A 17,434-nucleotide genomic window follows, 5' to 3' on the forward strand; every position below is an offset into this window, starting at 1 on the left:
ACCACTCCTGTGACACGCCCCTGGAGGGTTGCACGGAAGAGTACGACGAGGGAGCCCATCATCCAAGAGCCCGAACCGTTCGAACCGGAAGCCACCCGGCGTGACGCCGACGTCGCGGAGAGTTCCCGGGCCAGCCGGGGCTGGTGGGACCGGAACGCGGACGAGTACCAGATCGAACACGGCACGTTCCTCGGCGACGACCGCTTCGTGTGGGGCCCCGAGGGCCTCGACGAGGTGGAGGCGGAGCTGCTCGGCCCGCCGGAGGAGCTGAAGGGCAAGGACGTCCTGGAGATCGGCGCCGGCGCGGCCCAGTGCGCGCGCTGGCTGGCCGCGCAGGGCGCCCGGCCGGTGGCCCTGGACCTCTCCCACCGCCAGCTCCAGCACGCGCTGCGCATCGGCGGCTCGTTCCCCCTGGTGTGCGCGGACGCCGGTGCGCTGCCCTTCGCCGACGCCTCCTTCGACCTGGCGTGCTCGGCGTACGGGGCGCTGCCCTTCGTGGCGGATCCGCGGCTGGTGCTGCGGGAGGTACGGCGGGTGCTGCGCCCGGGCGGCCGCTTCGTCTTCTCCGTCACGCATCCGATCCGCTGGGCCTTCCCGGACGAGCCCGGCCCCGAGGGGCTGTCGGTCTCGGCCTCCTACTTCGACCGCACGCCGTACGTCGAGCAGGACGACGAGGGGCGGGCGGTCTACGTCGAGCACCACCGGACGATCGGCGACCGCGTCCGGGACGTCGTCGCCTCGGGCTTCCGGCTGGTGGATCTGATGGAGCCGGAGTGGCCGGCTTGGAACACCTCGGAGTGGGGCGGCTGGTCGCCGCTGCGCGGCCGTCTGATCCCGGGTACGGCGATCTTCGTGTGCGAGCGGGACTGAGCGCACCACGTCGCCCTCACGCGCGCGTGCCTGTGTTTTGCCCTCACGCGCGCGTGCCCGTGTTTTCCTGGGCCGTGCGGCGCGGGTGGTTCCGGGGCCGTACGACACTGGCGGCGTGATCCGTTACGACGCCCTGGACGCCCTGCCCGTACGTGGTGCCCTGCCCTCCCTCGACGACGCCCTGGAGGGGCACGGCACCGCCGTCCTCGTGGCGCCGCCCGGCACCGGTAAGACGACGCTGGTGCCGTTGGCGTTGTCGGGGCTGCTGGGCGAGGGGCCCGCGCGGCGGGTCGTCGTGGCCGAGCCGCGGCGGATCGCGGCCAGGGCGGCGGCCCGGCGGATGGCGTGGCTGCTCGGCGAGAAGGTCGGGGAGAGCGTCGGCTACACCGTGCGCGGGGAGCGGGTCGTGGGCCGCCGCGCGCGCGTGGAGGTCGTCACGACGGGTGTGCTGCTGCAGCGGCTGCAGCGCGACCAGGAGCTGGCCGGCGTCGACGTGGTGGTGCTCGACGAGTGCCATGAGCGGCATCTGGACGCGGACACGGTGGCGGCGTTCCTGTGGGACGTACGGCAGACGCTGCGGCCGGAGCTGCGGCTGGTGGCCGCGTCGGCGACCACGGACGCGCAGGGGTGGGCGCGGCTGCTGGGCGACGCGCCGGTGGTCGAGGCGCGCGGGGCCGCGCACGAGGTCGGGGTGGTGTGGGCGCCTCCGTCCCGTCCGGTACGGCCGCCGCACGGCATGTGGGTCGACCCGGCACTGCCGGCGCACGTGGCGTCGGTGGTGCGGCGGGCGCTGGCCGAGGGGCCGGGGGACGTGCTGTGCTTCCTGCCGGGCGTGGGGGAGATCGCGCGGGTCGCCGGGCAATTGGGGGACCTGGGTGAGCGTGGCGGCATCGATGTGCTGCAGGTGCACGGGCGGGCTCCGGCGGCGGTGCAGGACGCGGTGCTCGCGCCCGGGGAGCGGCGCCGAGTGGTGCTGGCGACGTCCGTGGCGGAGTCGTCGCTGACGGTTCCCGGGGTGCGGACGGTGGTCGACTCCGGGCTGGCGCGGGAGCCGCGCGTCGACCACGCGCGCGGGCTGAGCGCACTGACGACGGTACGGGCGTCGCAGGCGGCGGGCCGGCAGCGGGCGGGGCGCGCAGGGCGCGAGGCACCCGGTGTGGTGTACCGGTGCTGGTCGGAAGCAGAGGACACGCGTCTGCCGCGGTTCCCGGCCCCGGAGATCAAGGTGGCCGACCTGACGGCGTTCGCGCTGCAGGCGGCCTGCTGGGGCGACCCGGACGCCACCGGGCTGGCGCTGCTGGATCCGCCGCCGGGCGGCGCGATGGCGGCGGCGCGGGGTGTGCTGACGGCGATCGGCGCGGTGGACTCCGCCGGCCGGGCCACGGAGCGGGGGGTACGGCTGGCGCGGCTCGGTCTGCACCCGCGGCTGGCGCGTGCGCTGCTCGACGCGGCGCCGCTGGTGGGGGCGGACCGGGCTGCCGAGGTCGTCGCGCTGCTCAGCGAGGAGACGCCGCGTGAGTACGGCGACGACCTGGCCGCTGCTTGGCGCGCCGCCCGGCGCGGGGGCGACGCGTATGCGGCACGGTGGCGGACGGAGGTACGGCGTCTGCGGGCCGTAGCGGCGGAGTCCGCCCAGGCGCCCTCCCCCGCATCGGCCGCCGCGGCAGGCGTCGGGGGCGGGGTCGGGGAGGACAGGGCGGCCGGTGTCGTCGCCGCGCTCGCGTTTCCCGAGTGGGTCGGGAAGTGGGACGGGGGGTCCTGCCTGATGGTGTCGGGGACCCGGGCCGAGCTCGGGGAGGCGTCCGCGCTGCGGGGCGGTGAGTGGATCGCCGTCGCCGCCGCCGATCGCCCCGTGGGCAGGGGGCACGCGCGCGTGCGGCTCGGCGCGCTGATCGACGAGGACGTGGCGCGGCTCGCGGGCGGGGCGCTGCTGGAGGAGGGGGAGGAGGTGCGCTGGGGCGACGGCGATGTCGTGGCCCGGCGCGTCGAGCGGCTGGGGGCCGTGGAGTTGACGGTACGGCCGCTCAGGGACGCCGACCCCGCCCTCGTACGCGAGGCGCTGCTCGAAGGGCTGCGGCGGGAGGGGTTCGGGCTGCTGCGGTGGTCGGCGGAGGCGCACGTACTGCGGCAGCGCATGGCCTTTCTGCGGCTGCGGCTCGGGGAGCCGTGGCCGGATGTGTCGGACGATGCCCTGCACGCGCGCGTGGACGAGTGGCTGGAGCCCGAGTTGGGGCGGGCCCGGCGGCGCGCCGACCTCGCGCGGATCGATGCCGGGGAGGCGCTCGCGCGGCTGCTGCCGTGGGCGAGCGGTGACGCGGCCCGGCTCGACGAACTCGCCCCGGAGCGGATCGCCGTGCCGAGTGGCTCCAGGATCCGGGTCGACTACGGCAATCCCGAGCAGCCCGTGCTCGCCGTGAAGTTGCAGGAGATGTTCGGGCTGCGGGAGTCGCCGGCCGTCGCGGGGCTGCCGCTGCTCGTGCACCTTCTGTCCCCCGCCGGGCGCCCGGCCGCCGTCACCGCCGACCTCGCCTCCTTCTGGAAGGACGGCTACAGGGCCGTACGAGCGGAGCTGCGCGGGCGCTACCCCAAGCATCCGTGGCCCGAGGACCCGGCCACCGCCGAGCCCACGCGGCACACCAACGCCCGACTCAGGCGCTGACCTTCCGGAGCTGACGTCCCGTCGGTCGCGGCGCCGTCACGACGACGTGGAGGGACTCGACGACGTGCTGGGCGCGGCCGACGCGTCCGCCGCGGTGACCTTCAGTTCGACGGTGACGGTCGCGCCGCCGGTGGTGGTGATGCGGAGCAGGAAGGTGCCGGTGGTGTCGTCCGCGTACAGCTTCGGCAGCTCGAGGAGGCCCTTCGCATCGGTCTCCAGGTCGGTCAGGGTGCGTACGGGCTTGCCGTCGGCGTCCTTGAAGTAGGGGCCCTTGTCGTTCTCGGTGCTGTCCTGGGCCGACTTGACGAGGGTGGCGGTGGCCGCGACCTTGTCGGCGACGGCGCCGCGGTAGGTGGCCTTCACCTCGACCTGGTCGGCGAACTCGCCGCCCGCCGTGCACCTCGGCTCGGTCTCGCTGGTGCGGACGAGCTTGTCGGCCGCGCGCGGGGTGACAGCGGCCGTGTAGTCGAGGCCGCGGACCGCGCGGCCCACGACGGTGGCCCGGACCGTGAAGTCGCCGGTCTTCTCGCCCGCCTGGAGCGCGGGCGCGACCGCCACGCCGCTGCCGTCGGTGACGACCGTGGCGACGCTCTCGCCGCCGGTGAAGGTGGTGTCCGTGTCGCCGAGGACGGTGAAGCGGATCCGCACCTTGCCGACAGGCTTGCCGGTCTCGGTCTCGGCCCGTGTGCTGATCCGTTTGGCGAACGCGTCCCCGGCCATCGCGGTGAGCTTGGCGGTGCCCGCGTCCTCCAGGTGGTCCACCGTGTCGGTGGGGGTGGGTGTGGCAGCAGGGGTGGAAGTTGAGGGCGTGCCCGGGGACTTGGTCGCGGGCGACTTGGGGTCCTGTGTGCTGCGGCCCGAGCCGCTGCCGGTGCCGCCACCCGGGACGCTGTCGCCCGGGGTGCCACCGGGGTGCGCGGGCGACGCCGGCGTGCGTGGCTTCGCCGGGCGGGAGTGCGTGGGCGACGGTGTGGAGCGTGTCCGGGCGTGCTCGTCGCTGCGGTTGACGGGCAGCGGGCCGGTGCCGTCGGGGACCGAGTGGATGCCCTTGCGGTAGTACTCCAGCCACGACAGGACCGTGGTCAGGTAGTCCTGCGAGTTGTTGTAGCTGAGGATCGCGCCGTGCAGGTCGGCCTGGACGGACAGGTCCCGGTCGCCCTGGCACAGGTAGTGGCCTGCCGCGAGCGCGGCGTCGTAGATGTTGTTGGGGTCCTTCTTGCCGTCCCCGTTGCCGTCCCGGCCGGCCCACGCCCAGGTGGACGGGATGAACTGCATGGGTCCTACGGCCTGGTCGTACGTGCTGTTGCCGTCGTACGCGCCGTGGTCGGTGTCCGCGATGTGCGCGAAGCCGTGGCCGTCGAGCTGTGGGCCGAGGATCGGGCCGAGGGTGGTACCGGCCGCGTCGACGCGGCCGCCGCGGGCCTGCCCCGACTCGACCTTGCCGATGGCGGCGAGGAGTTGCCAGGGCAGGTTGCAGCCCGGCTTGGAACGGCGCAGCTCCGCTTCGGCCTTCTTGTAGGCGTCGAGGAGGCTGGCGGGGATGCCGGCCTCGGCCGTCCCCGGGGTGACGGGGATGCCGGTGCCCGACGAGGGGGCCGGGCTGGGGCTGCTGAGCGGCGGGAGGTCCGTGTAGTACGGCGAGTTGCCGGTGGCGTTGCCGTCGGCGCCGGCCTCGGGCGCGGAGGTGGCGGCGGAGGTGTCCTTGCCCTGATCGCCGGCCTGCATGCCGGGGGCCTGGGACGCGGAGAGAGCCGCGACCGCCGCCGCGGCCACGGCGGTCGTCGCCGCCCCCTTGCGCAGCCGCCTGCCGAAGTGCGCCGCCATAGCGTGAACCCCTCCCGTGGACGCCCGCGCGTCTGTCTCTGCCTGCCTGCCTGCCTGAACTCTGCCAGCTTCGCCCTGGTGTGACGGTTGACCCGGCGTTCCGGTTGCCCTCGTTGCGCCCTTTCGAGTTACCCGACCTTGAGTTCGATCTTGCATTCGGCTCGGTGACCCAGGTGACCCTACGACAACTTCCCTTTCCTGGCGCCTTGTTGCCGCCGATTCCACGCCATTGGCCAAATGGCGTCGTCGCAGCGGGCCGCGCCGCATACTTGACGGGCTCGGTTCCGGGTCGGTGGGCGGCCCGACTTCCGCCCCGGGAGGCTGCGTTGCCCTTCACCCTCAGCCACGCGGCCGCCGTCCTGCCCGCGCTGCGCGGGGACGGATCCGGCCGGGGCCGCCTGGTGCCCGCGGTGCTCGTCGCGGGATCATTCTCGCCCGACATGACGTATTACGCGGCGAGTGCCGTGCCGGGCGCGATGGAGTTCGCAGACGTCACGCACTCGTTCGGCGGCGTCTTCACCCTGGACGTGGCGATCGCCTGGACCCTGGTGGGGCTGTGGCTGCTGGTGCGCGAACCCCTGGTGGCGCTCGCACCGCGCGCGCGTCAGGGACGTCCGGCGGCCCTGTTGCGGTGCGGGACGCCCCCCGCGCGCGTGCGGCCCGCTTCGGTCGCGTGGTGGTACGCCTGCGCGGCCCTCGGCGCGCTGACCCACGTCGTGTGGGACACGTTCACCCACCTGGACAGGTGGGGCATGCGGCTGATCCCGGTGCTGGGCCGGGAACTGGCCGGCGCTCCCCTCTGCTGGTACCTGCAGTACGGCGGTTCGGCGGTGGCCGCCGTCGTGCTCGCCGTGTTCCTCGTGCACGCGCTACGACGGGCGCCCGCGGGAGCGCCGGTGGGGGTGCCGTCGCTGACCGCACGGGACCGGTGGTGGGCCGGTGCCGTGACCGCCTGCTGTGCGGCGGCCGGGGCGGCGCAGCGGCTTTCCCAGCGGTGGGCTCATCGGGGGCCCGCGACGAAGCCCTGGGAGATCGTGCCGACGGTGTGCTTCGGGGCGGGCGCGGGCCTGCTGCTGGGGCTGCTGGTGTACGCCAAGGCGGTCAGGGTGTGGCGTCCGGCCCGGGTTCCTGCCGGTGTCGCCGATGGCGCTGGTCCCGCTGTTCGCGCCGGGGGCGATGCGGAGTTGAGCCGGCCGGCGGCTCGATGACGGTCGCCACGAACACGGTGATGGTGCGCGGCGGGCGTGGGCTCGGCAGCGCGGCGAGCAGCAGCGCCAGATAGCCGCGGACGAGGTCGGCACCGCGGTGGCAGGCGGCCGCCAGGCCCGCTCGGGAGAGTCGGGAGAGATGGTGCGTGAGTCGGCGGCCGAGATCTGTCATGGCTGTGCGCACCGTCGTCGCCAGGTCGGTGTGGATACGGGCGGTGCTTGCGTCGGCCGCGAGGGCCAGAACCAGCGGGGGCCGCGGGACCGGGCCCGCGGCGGCGGCTGCCCGTGCCGTGGTCCGCGCCTGCGCCGTCCGGCGGTGGAGCATGCGTATACCCATGCCCGCATCCTGACCGTCGGGGATGGCGGGGGCGTTTTGACGGGGGCCACGTGAGTGACGGGTCCCTGCGGGGCTTGGGCGGGGTTGTGCGGGGTGCCTTGGCGGGGGGGGGCGGGTCGTGCCTGCGCCCGGGCTGTGCAGGCCGGACTTCGGAGGAGGTCCGGCCGGTACGGCACCACCGGGTTGCGCCATGGTGGTTGTTCGCCGTTCCCGCCGGGTTGCAGCGGGCAGCGGAAGGGGGCGGCGCAGCACCGTGTGCCGCAACGCCCCCTTCGTCGAACCGCGGCAGGCTAGTGCGCCGCCGACTCCCAGTCCGGGCCCACGCCCACCGACACGTCCAGTGGGGCGCGCAGGCGGACCGCGTCGGCCATTTCGCGGCGGACGATCTCCTCGGCCCGCTCGCGCTCGCCGGGGGCGATCTCCAGAACGATTTCGTCGTGGACCTGGAGCAGCATGCGGGACCTCAGGTCCGCCTCGCGCAGGGCCCGGTCGACGTTGAGCATGGCGATCTTGACGATGTCGGCCGCCGTGCCCTGGATCGGCGCGTTCAGGGCCATGCGTTCGGCCGCCTCGCGGCGCTGGCGGTTGTCGCTGTTGAGGTCGGGGAGGTAGCGGCGGCGCCCGAACAGCGTCGCCGTGTAGCCCGTGGCCCGCGCCTCGTCGACGGCCCGGCGCAGATAGTCCCGTACGCCGCCGAACCGCTCGAAGTAGGTGTTCATCAGGGCCCGGGCCTCGGCCGCCTCGATGTTCAGCTGCTGGGAGAGGCCGAAGGCCGACAGTCCGTACGCCAGGCCGTACGACATCGCCTTGATCTTGCGGCGCATCTCCGCGTCCACGCCGGAGCGCTCGACGCCGAACACCTGCGAGGCGACCGTGGTGTGCAGGTCCTCGCCCGAGGTGAACGCCTCGATCAGGCCCTCGTCCTCGGAGAGGTGGGCCATCACCCGCAGTTCGATCTGGCTGTAGTCGGCCGTCATCAGCGACTCGAAGCCCTCGCCGACGACGAAGCCGCGGCGGATCGCACGGCCCTCGTCCGTGCGGACCGGGATGTTCTGCAGGTTCGGGTCCGTGGAGGACAGGCGGCCGGTCGCGGCCACCGTCTGGTTGAAGGTGGTGTGGATACGGCCGTCGCCCGCGATGGTCTTGATCAGGCCCTCGACCGTGACGCGCAGCTTCGCCTGCTCGCGGTGGCGCAGCATGATCACCGGCAGTTCGTTGTCGGTCTGGGTGGCGAGCCAGGCCAGCGCGTCGGCGTCGGTGGTGTAGCCGGTCTTCGTCTTCTTCGTCTTGGGCAGCGCCAGCTCGCCGAAGAGGACCTCCTGGAGCTGCTTGGGCGAGCCCAGGTTGAACTCGTGCCCGGCCGCCGCGTGCGCCTCCTTCACGGCCTGCTGCACCGCGGCCGCGAACGTCTGCTCCATGGCCTCCAGGTGGGCCCGGTCGGCCGCGATGCCGTGCCGCTCCATGCGGGCCAGCAGCACGGAGGTGGGCAGCTCCACATCGCGCAGAAGGTCCGCCGCGCCCACTTCCTCCAGGCGGCCCTCGAATGCCTCGCCCAGGTCGAGGACGGCACGGGCCTTGATCATCAGGGCCTCGGCCTCGGCGCCGTCGTCCGCGCCGAAGGCCAGCTGGCCGTCGGCCGCCGCGGCCGGGGCCAGCTCGCGGTGCAGGTACTCCAGGGACAGCGCGTCCAGGTCGAAGGAGCGGCGGCCCGGCTTGACCAGGTAGGCGGCCAGCGCCGTGTCCATGGTGACACCCTCGATGCTCCAGCCGTGCTCGGCGAAGACCCGCATGGCGCCCTTGGCACTGTGGAAAATCTTGGGCCGGTCCGCGTCCGCCAGCCAGGCCGCGAACGCGCTGTCGTCGGCCTCGTCCAGCTCGGACGGGTCGAACCAGGCGGCCGCCCCGTCGGCCGAGGCGAGCGCGATCTCGGCGACCGAGCCGGTGCCGAGCCCCCAGCTGTCCACGGTGGCGACGCCCAGCGTCCCGGTGCCGTGCTCGGCGAGCCAGCCGGCCAGCTCGCCCGTGCCGAGCACCGTGCCGTCCAGTTCCACGCCGTCCGCCGCGACCGGGGTGGTCTCGGCCTCCTCGGCGCCGGGGTCGACCGCGAAGAGCCGCTCCCGCAGGGACGGGTTGCGGATCTCCAGGGTGTCGAGGACCATCGCGACGCCCTTGCGGTCGTACGCGGCCCGCTCCAGGTCGGCGACCGCCTTCGGCAGCTCCACCTGGCGCTCCAGCTCGGTGAGCCGGCGGTTGAGCTTGACCGCCTCCAGGTGGTCGCGGAGGTTCTGCCCGGCCTTGCCCTTGACCTCCTCGACGCGCTCCACCAGGTCCGCGAACGAGCCGAACTGGTTGATCCACTTCGCGGCCGTCTTCTCGCCGACGCCCGGGATGCCGGGGAGGTTGTCGGACGGGTCGCCGCGCAGCGCCGCGAAGTCGGGGTACTGGGCGGGCGTCAACCCGTACTTCTCGAAAACCTTCTCCGGGGTGAACCGGGTCAGCTCCGAGACGCCCTTCGTCGGATACAGCACCGTCGTGTTCTCGGTGACCAGCTGGAAGGAGTCGCGGTCGCCGGTGACGATCAGCACCTCGAAGCCCGCGGCCTCGGCCTGCGTGGCGAGCGTGGCGATGATGTCGTCCGCCTCGAAGCCCTCGACCGCGAAACGCTGCGCGTGCATCGCGTCGAGCAGCTCGCCGATCAGCTCGACCTGGCCCTTGAACTCGTCCGGGGTCTTGGAGCGGTTCGCCTTGTACTCCGTGAACTCCTTCGAACGCCACGTCTTGCGGGAGACGTCGAAGGCCACCGCGAAGTGCGTCGGCGCCTCGTCACGCAGCGTGTTGGCCAGCATCGACGCGAAGCCGTAGATCGCGTTCGTCGGCTGGCCCGTCGCGGTGGTGAAGTTCTCCGCGGGCAGCGCGAAGAACGCGCGGTACGCCAGCGAGTGCCCGTCCATGAGCATCAGCCGGGGACGGCCGCCGCCGGGGTTCTTGTCGGTCTTCTTCGATGCTGTCTCTGCCACGCCCCCGATCCTGCCACGGCCCACTGACATCACCGAAAGCCCGGCCTCGGCTCCCGGCCAGCAAGTCCGTCGTCGTACGTCTGGAACAATCGGCGACCGACTGAGCGTTTGCTCAGGCGAGTTCCTCCGCCTTGATCACGACGAACGGAGCCCGGCCCCATGGGTGAGCAGCAGCACGTGAAATTCCCGCAGGAGGTCATCGACGAGTACGCCGCGCTCGGCGTCGACCTGCCCGCACTGTTCTCCGCCGGGCACCTCGGCACCCGCATGGGCGTGGAGATCCTCGAGGCCTCCGCCGAGCGCGTCGTCGGCACGATGCCGGTCGAGGGCAACACCCAGCCCTACGGACTGCTGCACGGCGGCGCGTCCGCCGTCCTCGCGGAGACCCTCGGCTCGGTCGGATCCATGCTGCACGGCGGCCCCTCCAAGATCGCCGTCGGCGTCGACCTGAACTGCACCCACCACCGCGGCGTACGCTCCGGCATGGTCACCGGGGTCGCCACGCCCGTGCACCGAGGCCGCACCACCGCGACGTACGAGATCGTGATCAGCGACGAGCAGGACCGGCGCGTGTGCAGCGCACGCCTCACCTGCCTCCTGCGCGAGGTCCCCGCAGCCGACTGACCCGCACCGGGCGACACGACTGCTGGGCAACTCCCGCCCCCTTACCTACCGTTGGCCCATGAGGCCCCGGCCATGAGGGGGATCGGGCCCCTCGAACCCGTCGACCCGGCCGAGGCGCAGGACAGTCACGACGTCATCGGCCGGGACCCCACCCGGCTCGGCGAACGTCGGCACGCCCTGCGCCCCGGTCTGCGACGCGGCGCGGTCACCGCCGCAACCGCCCTCGTCCTGACCGGAGTTGCCCTGCTCACGAGCAGGACCGCCGCGTCACGGACCGCACCGCTCGACCACACGCCGTACCCCGCCAACGTCACCGAGTGGAGCTACCTCGGCCTCGCGGCACCCCCCGCCGCACACGCCACCAGCGGCCGCTTCCGCTTCGCGGTCACCGTCGATGCCGGACCCCCCGTCACCCTCCAGGTCACCGGGGCCGCCTTCGCCGGACTCGCCGCCCGCGCCACCCCCGAACCCCGCTTCACCGTGACCGCCAAAACGACCCGTCGGATCACCGTGGAGATCTCGGCTGCCGACTGCTCCACACTCTCCCTGAACGAGGACCTTCCCTTCCTGGACGTAACACTGCGTAGCAAACGCGCCATACAGCACCACAGTTTCATCTTCGGCCGCGCCCTCTCGCGGGATCTTTCCCGGCTGCTGCACGGCGCGTGCGACCGCCCGCACACCCCGCCCGGCCAACTGCCAACCGGAAGTGCGCATTCGTACCCGGCGGATCGATCGGTAACACCACCGAAACCGAACAGGACCTCCCACCCGCGCACCCGCCGCCCAGGACGTCATAACAAGAGCGTCACAAGCCAGCGCACGGCGATACCCATGTCCGTATACCGGGCTTAGAGTCACGGCCAGTCACCGCTCCATCGGGAGTTCGGTACCGGCGCGGCACCCGCCGTCCCCGTGCAGGGGCGGACCTGCCTGCGGAAAGGACTGATTGTGCGACAGCGTTCTCTGGTGATCCTTACCTCCGTCCTCACCACCGGAGCTCTGACTCTCACCGCATGCGGCTCCCGCGACAACAACGGCAAGAGCGGTGACAGCGGCAACACCACCGTGGTGATCGGCGTCGACGCCCCGCTGACCGGCCAGAACTCCGCCACCGGCCTCGGCATCCAGTACGGCGCGCAGATCGCCGTCGACAACGCCAACAAGAACAAGACCGTCCCCGGCGTCACCTTCAAGGTGAAGGCCCTCGACGACAAGGCGCTGCCCGCCACCGGCCAGCAAAACGCCTCCCAGCTCGTCGCGGACGACCAGGTCCTCGGCGTCGTCGGCCCCCTCAACTCCGGTGTGGCCACGCAGATGCAGCAGGTCTTCGCCACCGCCAACCTGGCCGAGATCTCCCCCTCGAACACCAACCCCGAGCTCACTCAGGGCAAGAACTGGCAGACCAAGAAGGTCCGCCCGTACAAGACGTACTTCCGCACCGCCACCACCGACGAGTTCCAGGGCGGCTTCGCCGCGGACTACGCCTACAACGGCCTCAAGAAGAAGAAGGCCTTCGTCGTCGACGACAAGCAGACCTACGGCGCCGGCCTCTCCAAGATCTTCAAGGAGCAGTTCACCAAGCAGGGCGGCAAGGTCATCGGCACCGACCACGTCAACGTCGGCGACCGCGACTTCTCCACCCTCGTCACCAAGATCAAGAACTCGCACGCCGACCTCGTCTACTACGGCGGCCAGTACGACGAGTCCCAGGTCCTCACCAAGCAGCTCAAGGACGGCGGCGCCAAGATCCCGCTGTTCGGCGGCGACGGCATGTTCACCCCCACCTACATCAAGACCGCCGGCAAGGCCGCCGAGGGCGACCTCGTCACCTCCATCGGCGTCCCCGTCGACACCCTGCCCGCCGCCAAGGACTTCGTCGCCGCCTACAAGGCCAAGAAGTACCCCGGCGACTACGGCACCTACGGCAGCTACTCCTACGACGCCGCCACCGCCATCATCAAGGCCGTCGCCTCGGTCGTGAAGGACGGCAAGGTCCCCTCCGACGCCCGCGCCCAGGTCGTCGACGGCGTCCAGAAGGCCAACTTCGAAGGCCTCTCCGGAAAGATCGCCTTCGACCAGTACGGCGACACCACCAACAAGCAGCTGACCGTCTACCAGGTCACCAAGGGCGACTGGAAGTCCGTCAAGAGCGGCACCTTCGAGCCGAAGAGCTGACCGCACCACACCGCACCACACCGGGCCGCGCGGCGCACACCATCGCCACCGCGCGGCCCGCGCTCTACCTACCCCCTGACTCTCCCCACCACATGGAGGCCATGCGGTGAACACCCTGCCGCAGCAGCTGGCCAACGGGCTGTTCCTCGGCTCGATGTACGGCCTGATCGCCATCGGCTACACGATGGTGTACGGCATCGTCCAGCTCATCAACTTCGCCCACGGCGAGATCTTCATGACCGGAGGCTTCGGCGCCCTCACGGTCTACCTCGCCCTGCCGGCCGGCATATCCATGTGGATAGCCCTACCCGCCATGCTCATCGGCGGAGCACTCGTCGCCGTCCTCATCGCCGTCGGCGCCGAACGCTTCGCCTACCGGCCCCTGCGCGGAGCACCACGCCTCGCCCCCCTCATCACCGCCATCGGCCTCTCCCTCGCACTCCAGCAACTCGTCTTCAACGTCTACCCCGACGCCAAGACCGCCCGCGTCTTCCCCCAACTCCCCTTCGGGCCCTTCCACCTCGGCAGCATCACCATCCAGAGCGGCGACCTCTTCCTCATCACCGCCGCCCCCCTCTGCATGGCCGTCCTCGCCTTCTTCGTCCGCCTCTCCCGCACCGGCCGCGCCATGCAGGCCACCGCCCAGGACCCGGACACCGCCCAGCTCATGGGCATCGACACCAACCGCATCATCGTCATCGCCTTCGCCATCGGCGGCCTCTTCGCCGCCGTCGCCGGCGTCGCCTACGGCCTCAAATACGGCTCCGTCGCCTACGACATGGGCTTCATCGCCGGCCTCAAGGCCTTCACCGCCGCCGTCCTCGGCGGCATCGGCAACATCTACGGAGCCATGCTCGGCGGCATCGTCCTCGGCCTCGCCGAAGCCATGGCCACCGCCTACATCTCCAACATCCCCGGCATGCAGCAACTCGGCGGACAGGGCTGGGCCGCCGTCTGGGCCTTCGTCCTGCTCATCCTCGTACTCCTCTTCAGGCCCCAAGGCCTGCTCGGCGAACGCGTCGCGGACAGGGCGTGACCACCATGACCGACACCACCACGGCAACCGCAACCGCCCCGCGCAGCGGACCCATCCCGCTCCCCGCAGCCGCCGCCCGCGCCCTCATCGCCGCCGGCGGCATCGCCACCATCGCCAGCACCTTCCTCAGCTGGACCTGGACCCCGAACTTCCCCGGCGACCTCACCGTCTACGGCTACCCGGCCGGACTCCAGATCCTCGCCCTCGTCGCCGGCGCCCTCACCCTCCTGTACGCCCTCGCCCTGTGGAACGTCCGCGGACTGCGCTGGCTCAACCCCGCCGACGCCACCTCCCCCGTCCTCCTGACGGCCCTGTCCGCCTTCACCGTCTGCTGGTTCACCGCCCTCGCCATCGCCATCGACCTCGGCGGCCTGGTCAACCTCGAACCCGGCGCCTACGTCGCGGTCATCGCCTCCGCACTGCCCGTCATCGGCGCCCTCGCCCTCCCCCACCCCGGCGCCCCCGGAACCGGCATCCTCGGCTACCTCACCAAGCCCGACCAGCCCCGCCCCGCCACGCTCTCCCCCCTCGTCGAACGTGCCGTCATCACCCTCGGCACCGCCCTCGCCCTCGTCGTCTTCACCTACGGCATCGGCATCGACGACGACGACAGCGAAACCTTCATCGGCTACCTCCTCATCATCGTCTTCGCCGCATGGGGCTTCATCAACGCCGGCCTCCTCGACCGCTACGCCGCGATCAGCAACCGGCACAAGGGCTTCGCCGCCACCCTCGCCTTCGCCGCCGCGGTGATCTTCCCGTTCACCCAGAGCAACGACCACAACGCCAACATCGGCGTCAGCATCCTCATCTTCGCCACCGTCGCCCTCGGCCTGAACATCGTCGTCGGCCTCACCGGCCTCCTCGACCTCGGATACGTCGCCTTCCTCGGCGTCGGCGCCTACGCCGCAGCCCTCGTCTCCGGCTCCGAGTTCTCCCGCTTCTCCGGCGTCCACCTCCCCTTCTGGGCCGCCGCCCTCACCGGCATGGTCGCCTCCCTCGTCTTCGGCGTCCTCATCGGCGCCCCCACCCTCCGCCTGCGCGGCGACTACCTCGCCATCGTCACCCTCGGCTTCGGAGAGATCTTCCGCATCACCGTCAACAACCTCGACGGCGACTCCGGCCCCAACCTGACCAACGGGCCCAACGGCATCTCCCGCATCCCCGACATCGAACTCTTCGGGTTCAACCTCGGCGAATCCCACGACGTCGGCGGATTCGTGCTCGGCAGGTTCGCCAACTACCTGTTCCTGATGCTCGTCGTCACGGCCATCGTCGTCCTCGTCTTCACCCGCGCCGCCGACTCCCGCATCGGCCGCGCCTGGATCGCCATCCGCGAAGACGAGACCGCCGCCACCGCCATGGGCATCAACGGCTTCCGGGTCAAGCTCATCGCCTTCGCCCTCGGCGCCTCCCTCGCAGGACTCGCCGGCACCGTCATGGCGCACGTCAACTACAGCGTCAACCCGCAGCCCTACCAGTTCGCCGGCGCCGCCCCGCCCAACTCCGCCTTCCTCCTCGCCGCCGTCGTCCTCGGCGGCATGGGCACCGTCAGCGGCCCCCTCCTCGGCGCCAGCCTGCTCTACCTCATCCCCGAAAAGCTCCAGTTCCTCCAGAACTACGAGCTCCTCGCCTTCGGCATCGCCCTCGTCCTGCTCATGCGCTTCCGGCCGGAAGGCATCATCGCCAACCGCCGCCGCCAGCTCGAGTTCCACGACACAGGACAACTCGACATCCCGGAACAAACGACGCTGACCGACGAACCGTCCGTCACGTCCGTCAGCAAGGCGGGGGCGTGACCACCACCATGACCACACCCGTACTCGAAGCCCGCGACGTCACCATGCGCTTCGGCGGCCTCACCGCCGTACGCTCCGTCGACTTCACCGTCAACAGCGGCGAAATCGTCGGCCTCATCGGACCCAACGGCGCCGGCAAGACCACCTTCTTCAACTGCCTCACCGGCCTCTACATCCCCACCGAAGGCAAGGTCTCGTACAAGGGCAGCGTCCTGCCCGCCAAGCCCCACCTGGTCACCCAGGCAGGCGTCGCCCGCACCTTCCAGAACATCCGGCTCTTCGCCAACATGACCGTCCTGGAAAACGTCCTCGTCGGCCGCCACACCCGCACCAAGGAAGGCCTCTGGTCGGCCCTCCTGCGCGGCCCCGGCTTCAAGAAGGCCGAAAAGGCCAGCCAGGAACGCGCCATGGAACTCCTCGAGTTCATCGGCCTCGCCCACAAGCGCGACCACCTCGCTCGCAATCTGCCCTACGGCGAACAGCGCAAGCTCGAAATCGCCCGAGCCCTCGCGAGCGAACCCGGACTGCTGCTCCTCGACGAGCCGACCGCCGGCATGAACCCGCAGGAGACCCGCGCGACGGAGGAGCTCGTCTTCGCCATCCGCGACAAGGGCGTCGCCGTCCTCGTCATCGAGCACGACATGCGCTTCATCTTCAACCTGTGCGACCGCGTCGCCGTCCTCGTCCAGGGCGAAAAACTCGTCGAGGGCACCTCCGAGGTCGTCCAGGCCGACGAACGCGTCATCGCCGCCTACCTGGGCGAGCCCTTCGAAGGCGACCCGGGCGAGGCGGAAGCGGCGGAGGTCTCGGCGGCGGAGTCGGCTGCCGGGGGCGAGGCCGACGCTCAGGTCACGGAGACCGAGGAGGCCGAGGCCGAGGTCACGGAAGCCGAGGCCGCGGACGTCGTGGAGGACGTCGAGGGCGTCGAGGGCGTCGAGGGCGTCGAGGGCGTCGAGGACACGGAAGCGGAAGCCGGGGACAGCGAGGAAGCCGAAGAGACCGAGGAGGCCGAAACCTCCGCGGAAACCGAGGAAGCCGAAGAGACCGAGGAAGACGAGGCCGCCGCCGACTCGGAGAGCACCCGCACCACCGGCACCACCAAGGGAGAGACCCCGTGACCGCACTGCTCGAGGTCGAAGACCTCAGGGTCGCCTACGGCAAGATCGAAGCCGTCAAGGGCATCTCGTTCAGCGTCGAAGCCGGTCAGGTCGTCACCCTCATCGGCACCAACGGCGCCGGCAAGACGACCACCCTGCGCACCCTCTCCGGGCTGCTCAAGCCCACCTCCGGAAAGATCCTCTTCAACGGCAAGCCGCTCACCGGCGTACCCGCCCACAAGATCGTCGCCCTCGGACTCGCCCACTCCCCCGAGGGCCGGCACATCTTCCCGCGCCTCACCATCACCGAGAACCTCCAGCTCGGCGCCTTCCTCCGCAAGGACAGGGAAGGCATCGAGAAGGACATCCAGCGGGCGTACGACCTCTTCCCCATCCTCGGAGAACGGCGCAGGCAGGCCGCGGGCACCCTCTCCGGCGGTGAGCAGCAGATGCTCGCCATGGGCCGCGCCCTGATGTCCCAGCCCAAACTGCTCATGCTCGACGAGCCCTCCATGGGCCTGTCTCCGATCATGATGCAGAAGATCATGGCCACCATCTCCGAGCTGAAGTCCCAGGGCACGACGATCCTCCTCGTCGAGCAGAACGCCCAGGCGGCCCTCTCGCTCGCCGACCAGGGACACGTCATGGAGGTCGGCAACATCGTCCTCTCGGGCGGCGGCCAGGAACTGCTGCACGACGAGTCCGTGCGGAAGGCGTACCTCGGCGAGGACTAGCCAGGACGTCATGTACGACGGATACGACGAGGCCCGCACCCCTGAGTCAGG

13 protein-coding genes are annotated in these 17,434 nt (G+C 71.4%); 10 read left to right on the forward strand and 3 right to left on the reverse strand.

Annotation, left to right across the window (positions count from 1 at the left end):
* Positions 1–9 precede the first annotated feature (9 nt).
* Positions 10–870, forward strand: coding sequence for a class I SAM-dependent methyltransferase (locus ABZ910_RS03565; RefSeq protein WP_361358552.1), 861 nt, complete (start codon positions 10–12; stop codon positions 868–870).
* Between the two features lie 115 nt (positions 871–985).
* A complete protein-coding gene (hrpB, locus tag ABZ910_RS03570; RefSeq protein WP_361358554.1) occupies positions 986–3,529 on the forward strand; it encodes an ATP-dependent helicase HrpB in 2,544 nt (847 codons plus the stop codon).
* 36 nt (positions 3,530–3,565) lie between these two features.
* Here the strand turns inward: hrpB and ABZ910_RS03575 are convergent, their stop codons facing one another.
* Positions 3,566–5,353, reverse strand: a complete 1,788-nt coding sequence (locus tag ABZ910_RS03575; protein WP_361358557.1) for a lytic murein transglycosylase — start codon at positions 5,351–5,353, stop codon at positions 3,566–3,568.
* A gap of 326 nt (positions 5,354–5,679) precedes the next feature.
* Between ABZ910_RS03575 and ABZ910_RS03580 the strand changes: the two genes are divergently transcribed.
* A complete protein-coding gene (locus tag ABZ910_RS03580; protein WP_361358560.1) occupies positions 5,680–6,561 on the forward strand; it encodes a DUF4184 family protein in 882 nt (293 codons plus the stop codon).
* Here ABZ910_RS03580 and ABZ910_RS03585 read toward each other — a convergent pair.
* Both ABZ910_RS03585 and polA read right to left on the reverse strand, forming a co-directional pair.
* Complete coding sequence (locus tag ABZ910_RS03585; RefSeq protein WP_361358562.1) at positions 6,455–6,898, reverse strand: hypothetical protein; 444 nt, start codon at positions 6,896–6,898, stop codon at positions 6,455–6,457. The genes ABZ910_RS03580 and ABZ910_RS03585 overlap by 107 nt on opposite strands.
* Before the next feature lie 290 nt (positions 6,899–7,188).
* Positions 7,189–9,915, reverse strand: a complete 2,727-nt coding sequence (gene polA / locus ABZ910_RS03590; protein WP_361358565.1) for a DNA polymerase I — start codon at positions 9,913–9,915, stop codon at positions 7,189–7,191.
* Between the two features lie 159 nt (positions 9,916–10,074).
* Between polA and ABZ910_RS03595 the strand changes: the two genes are divergently transcribed.
* From ABZ910_RS03595 to ABZ910_RS03625, 7 genes are all read left to right on the forward strand, one after another.
* Positions 10,075–10,539 carry a hotdog fold thioesterase gene (locus ABZ910_RS03595; protein WP_361358568.1) on the forward strand — a complete coding sequence of 155 codons (465 nt, stop codon included), beginning with the start codon at positions 10,075–10,077 and terminating at the stop codon, positions 10,537–10,539.
* A gap of 72 nt (positions 10,540–10,611) precedes the next feature.
* Entirely contained in the window at positions 10,612–11,394 is a 783-nt protein-coding gene (locus ABZ910_RS03600) for a hypothetical protein (RefSeq protein ID WP_361358571.1), read from the forward strand.
* Positions 11,395–11,505: 111 nt separating this feature from the next.
* Complete coding sequence (locus ABZ910_RS03605; RefSeq protein WP_361359083.1) at positions 11,506–12,717, forward strand: branched-chain amino acid ABC transporter substrate-binding protein; 1,212 nt, start codon at positions 11,506–11,508, stop codon at positions 12,715–12,717.
* 106 nt (positions 12,718–12,823) lie between these two features.
* Complete coding sequence (locus tag ABZ910_RS03610) at positions 12,824–13,753, forward strand: branched-chain amino acid ABC transporter permease (protein ID WP_361358574.1); 930 nt, start codon at positions 12,824–12,826, stop codon at positions 13,751–13,753.
* Between the two features lie 5 nt (positions 13,754–13,758).
* On the forward strand, positions 13,759–15,552 hold the full coding sequence (locus ABZ910_RS03615) for a branched-chain amino acid ABC transporter permease (RefSeq protein WP_361359085.1): 1,794 nt from the start codon (positions 13,759–13,761) through the stop codon (positions 15,550–15,552).
* 8 nt (positions 15,553–15,560) lie between these two features.
* On the forward strand, positions 15,561–16,670 hold the full coding sequence (locus tag ABZ910_RS03620) for an ABC transporter ATP-binding protein (RefSeq protein ID WP_361359088.1): 1,110 nt from the start codon (positions 15,561–15,563) through the stop codon (positions 16,668–16,670).
* On the forward strand, positions 16,667–17,383 hold the full coding sequence (locus ABZ910_RS03625; RefSeq protein ID WP_361358577.1) for an ABC transporter ATP-binding protein: 717 nt from the start codon (positions 16,667–16,669) through the stop codon (positions 17,381–17,383). Before ABZ910_RS03620 ends, ABZ910_RS03625 begins: the two co-directional genes overlap by 4 nt.
* Positions 17,384–17,434: the final 51 nt, after the last annotated feature.

The sequence above is a fragment of the Streptomyces sp. NPDC046805 genome, from assembly GCF_040645355.1.
GTDB lineage: Bacteria > Actinomycetota > Actinomycetes > Streptomycetales > Streptomycetaceae > Streptomyces.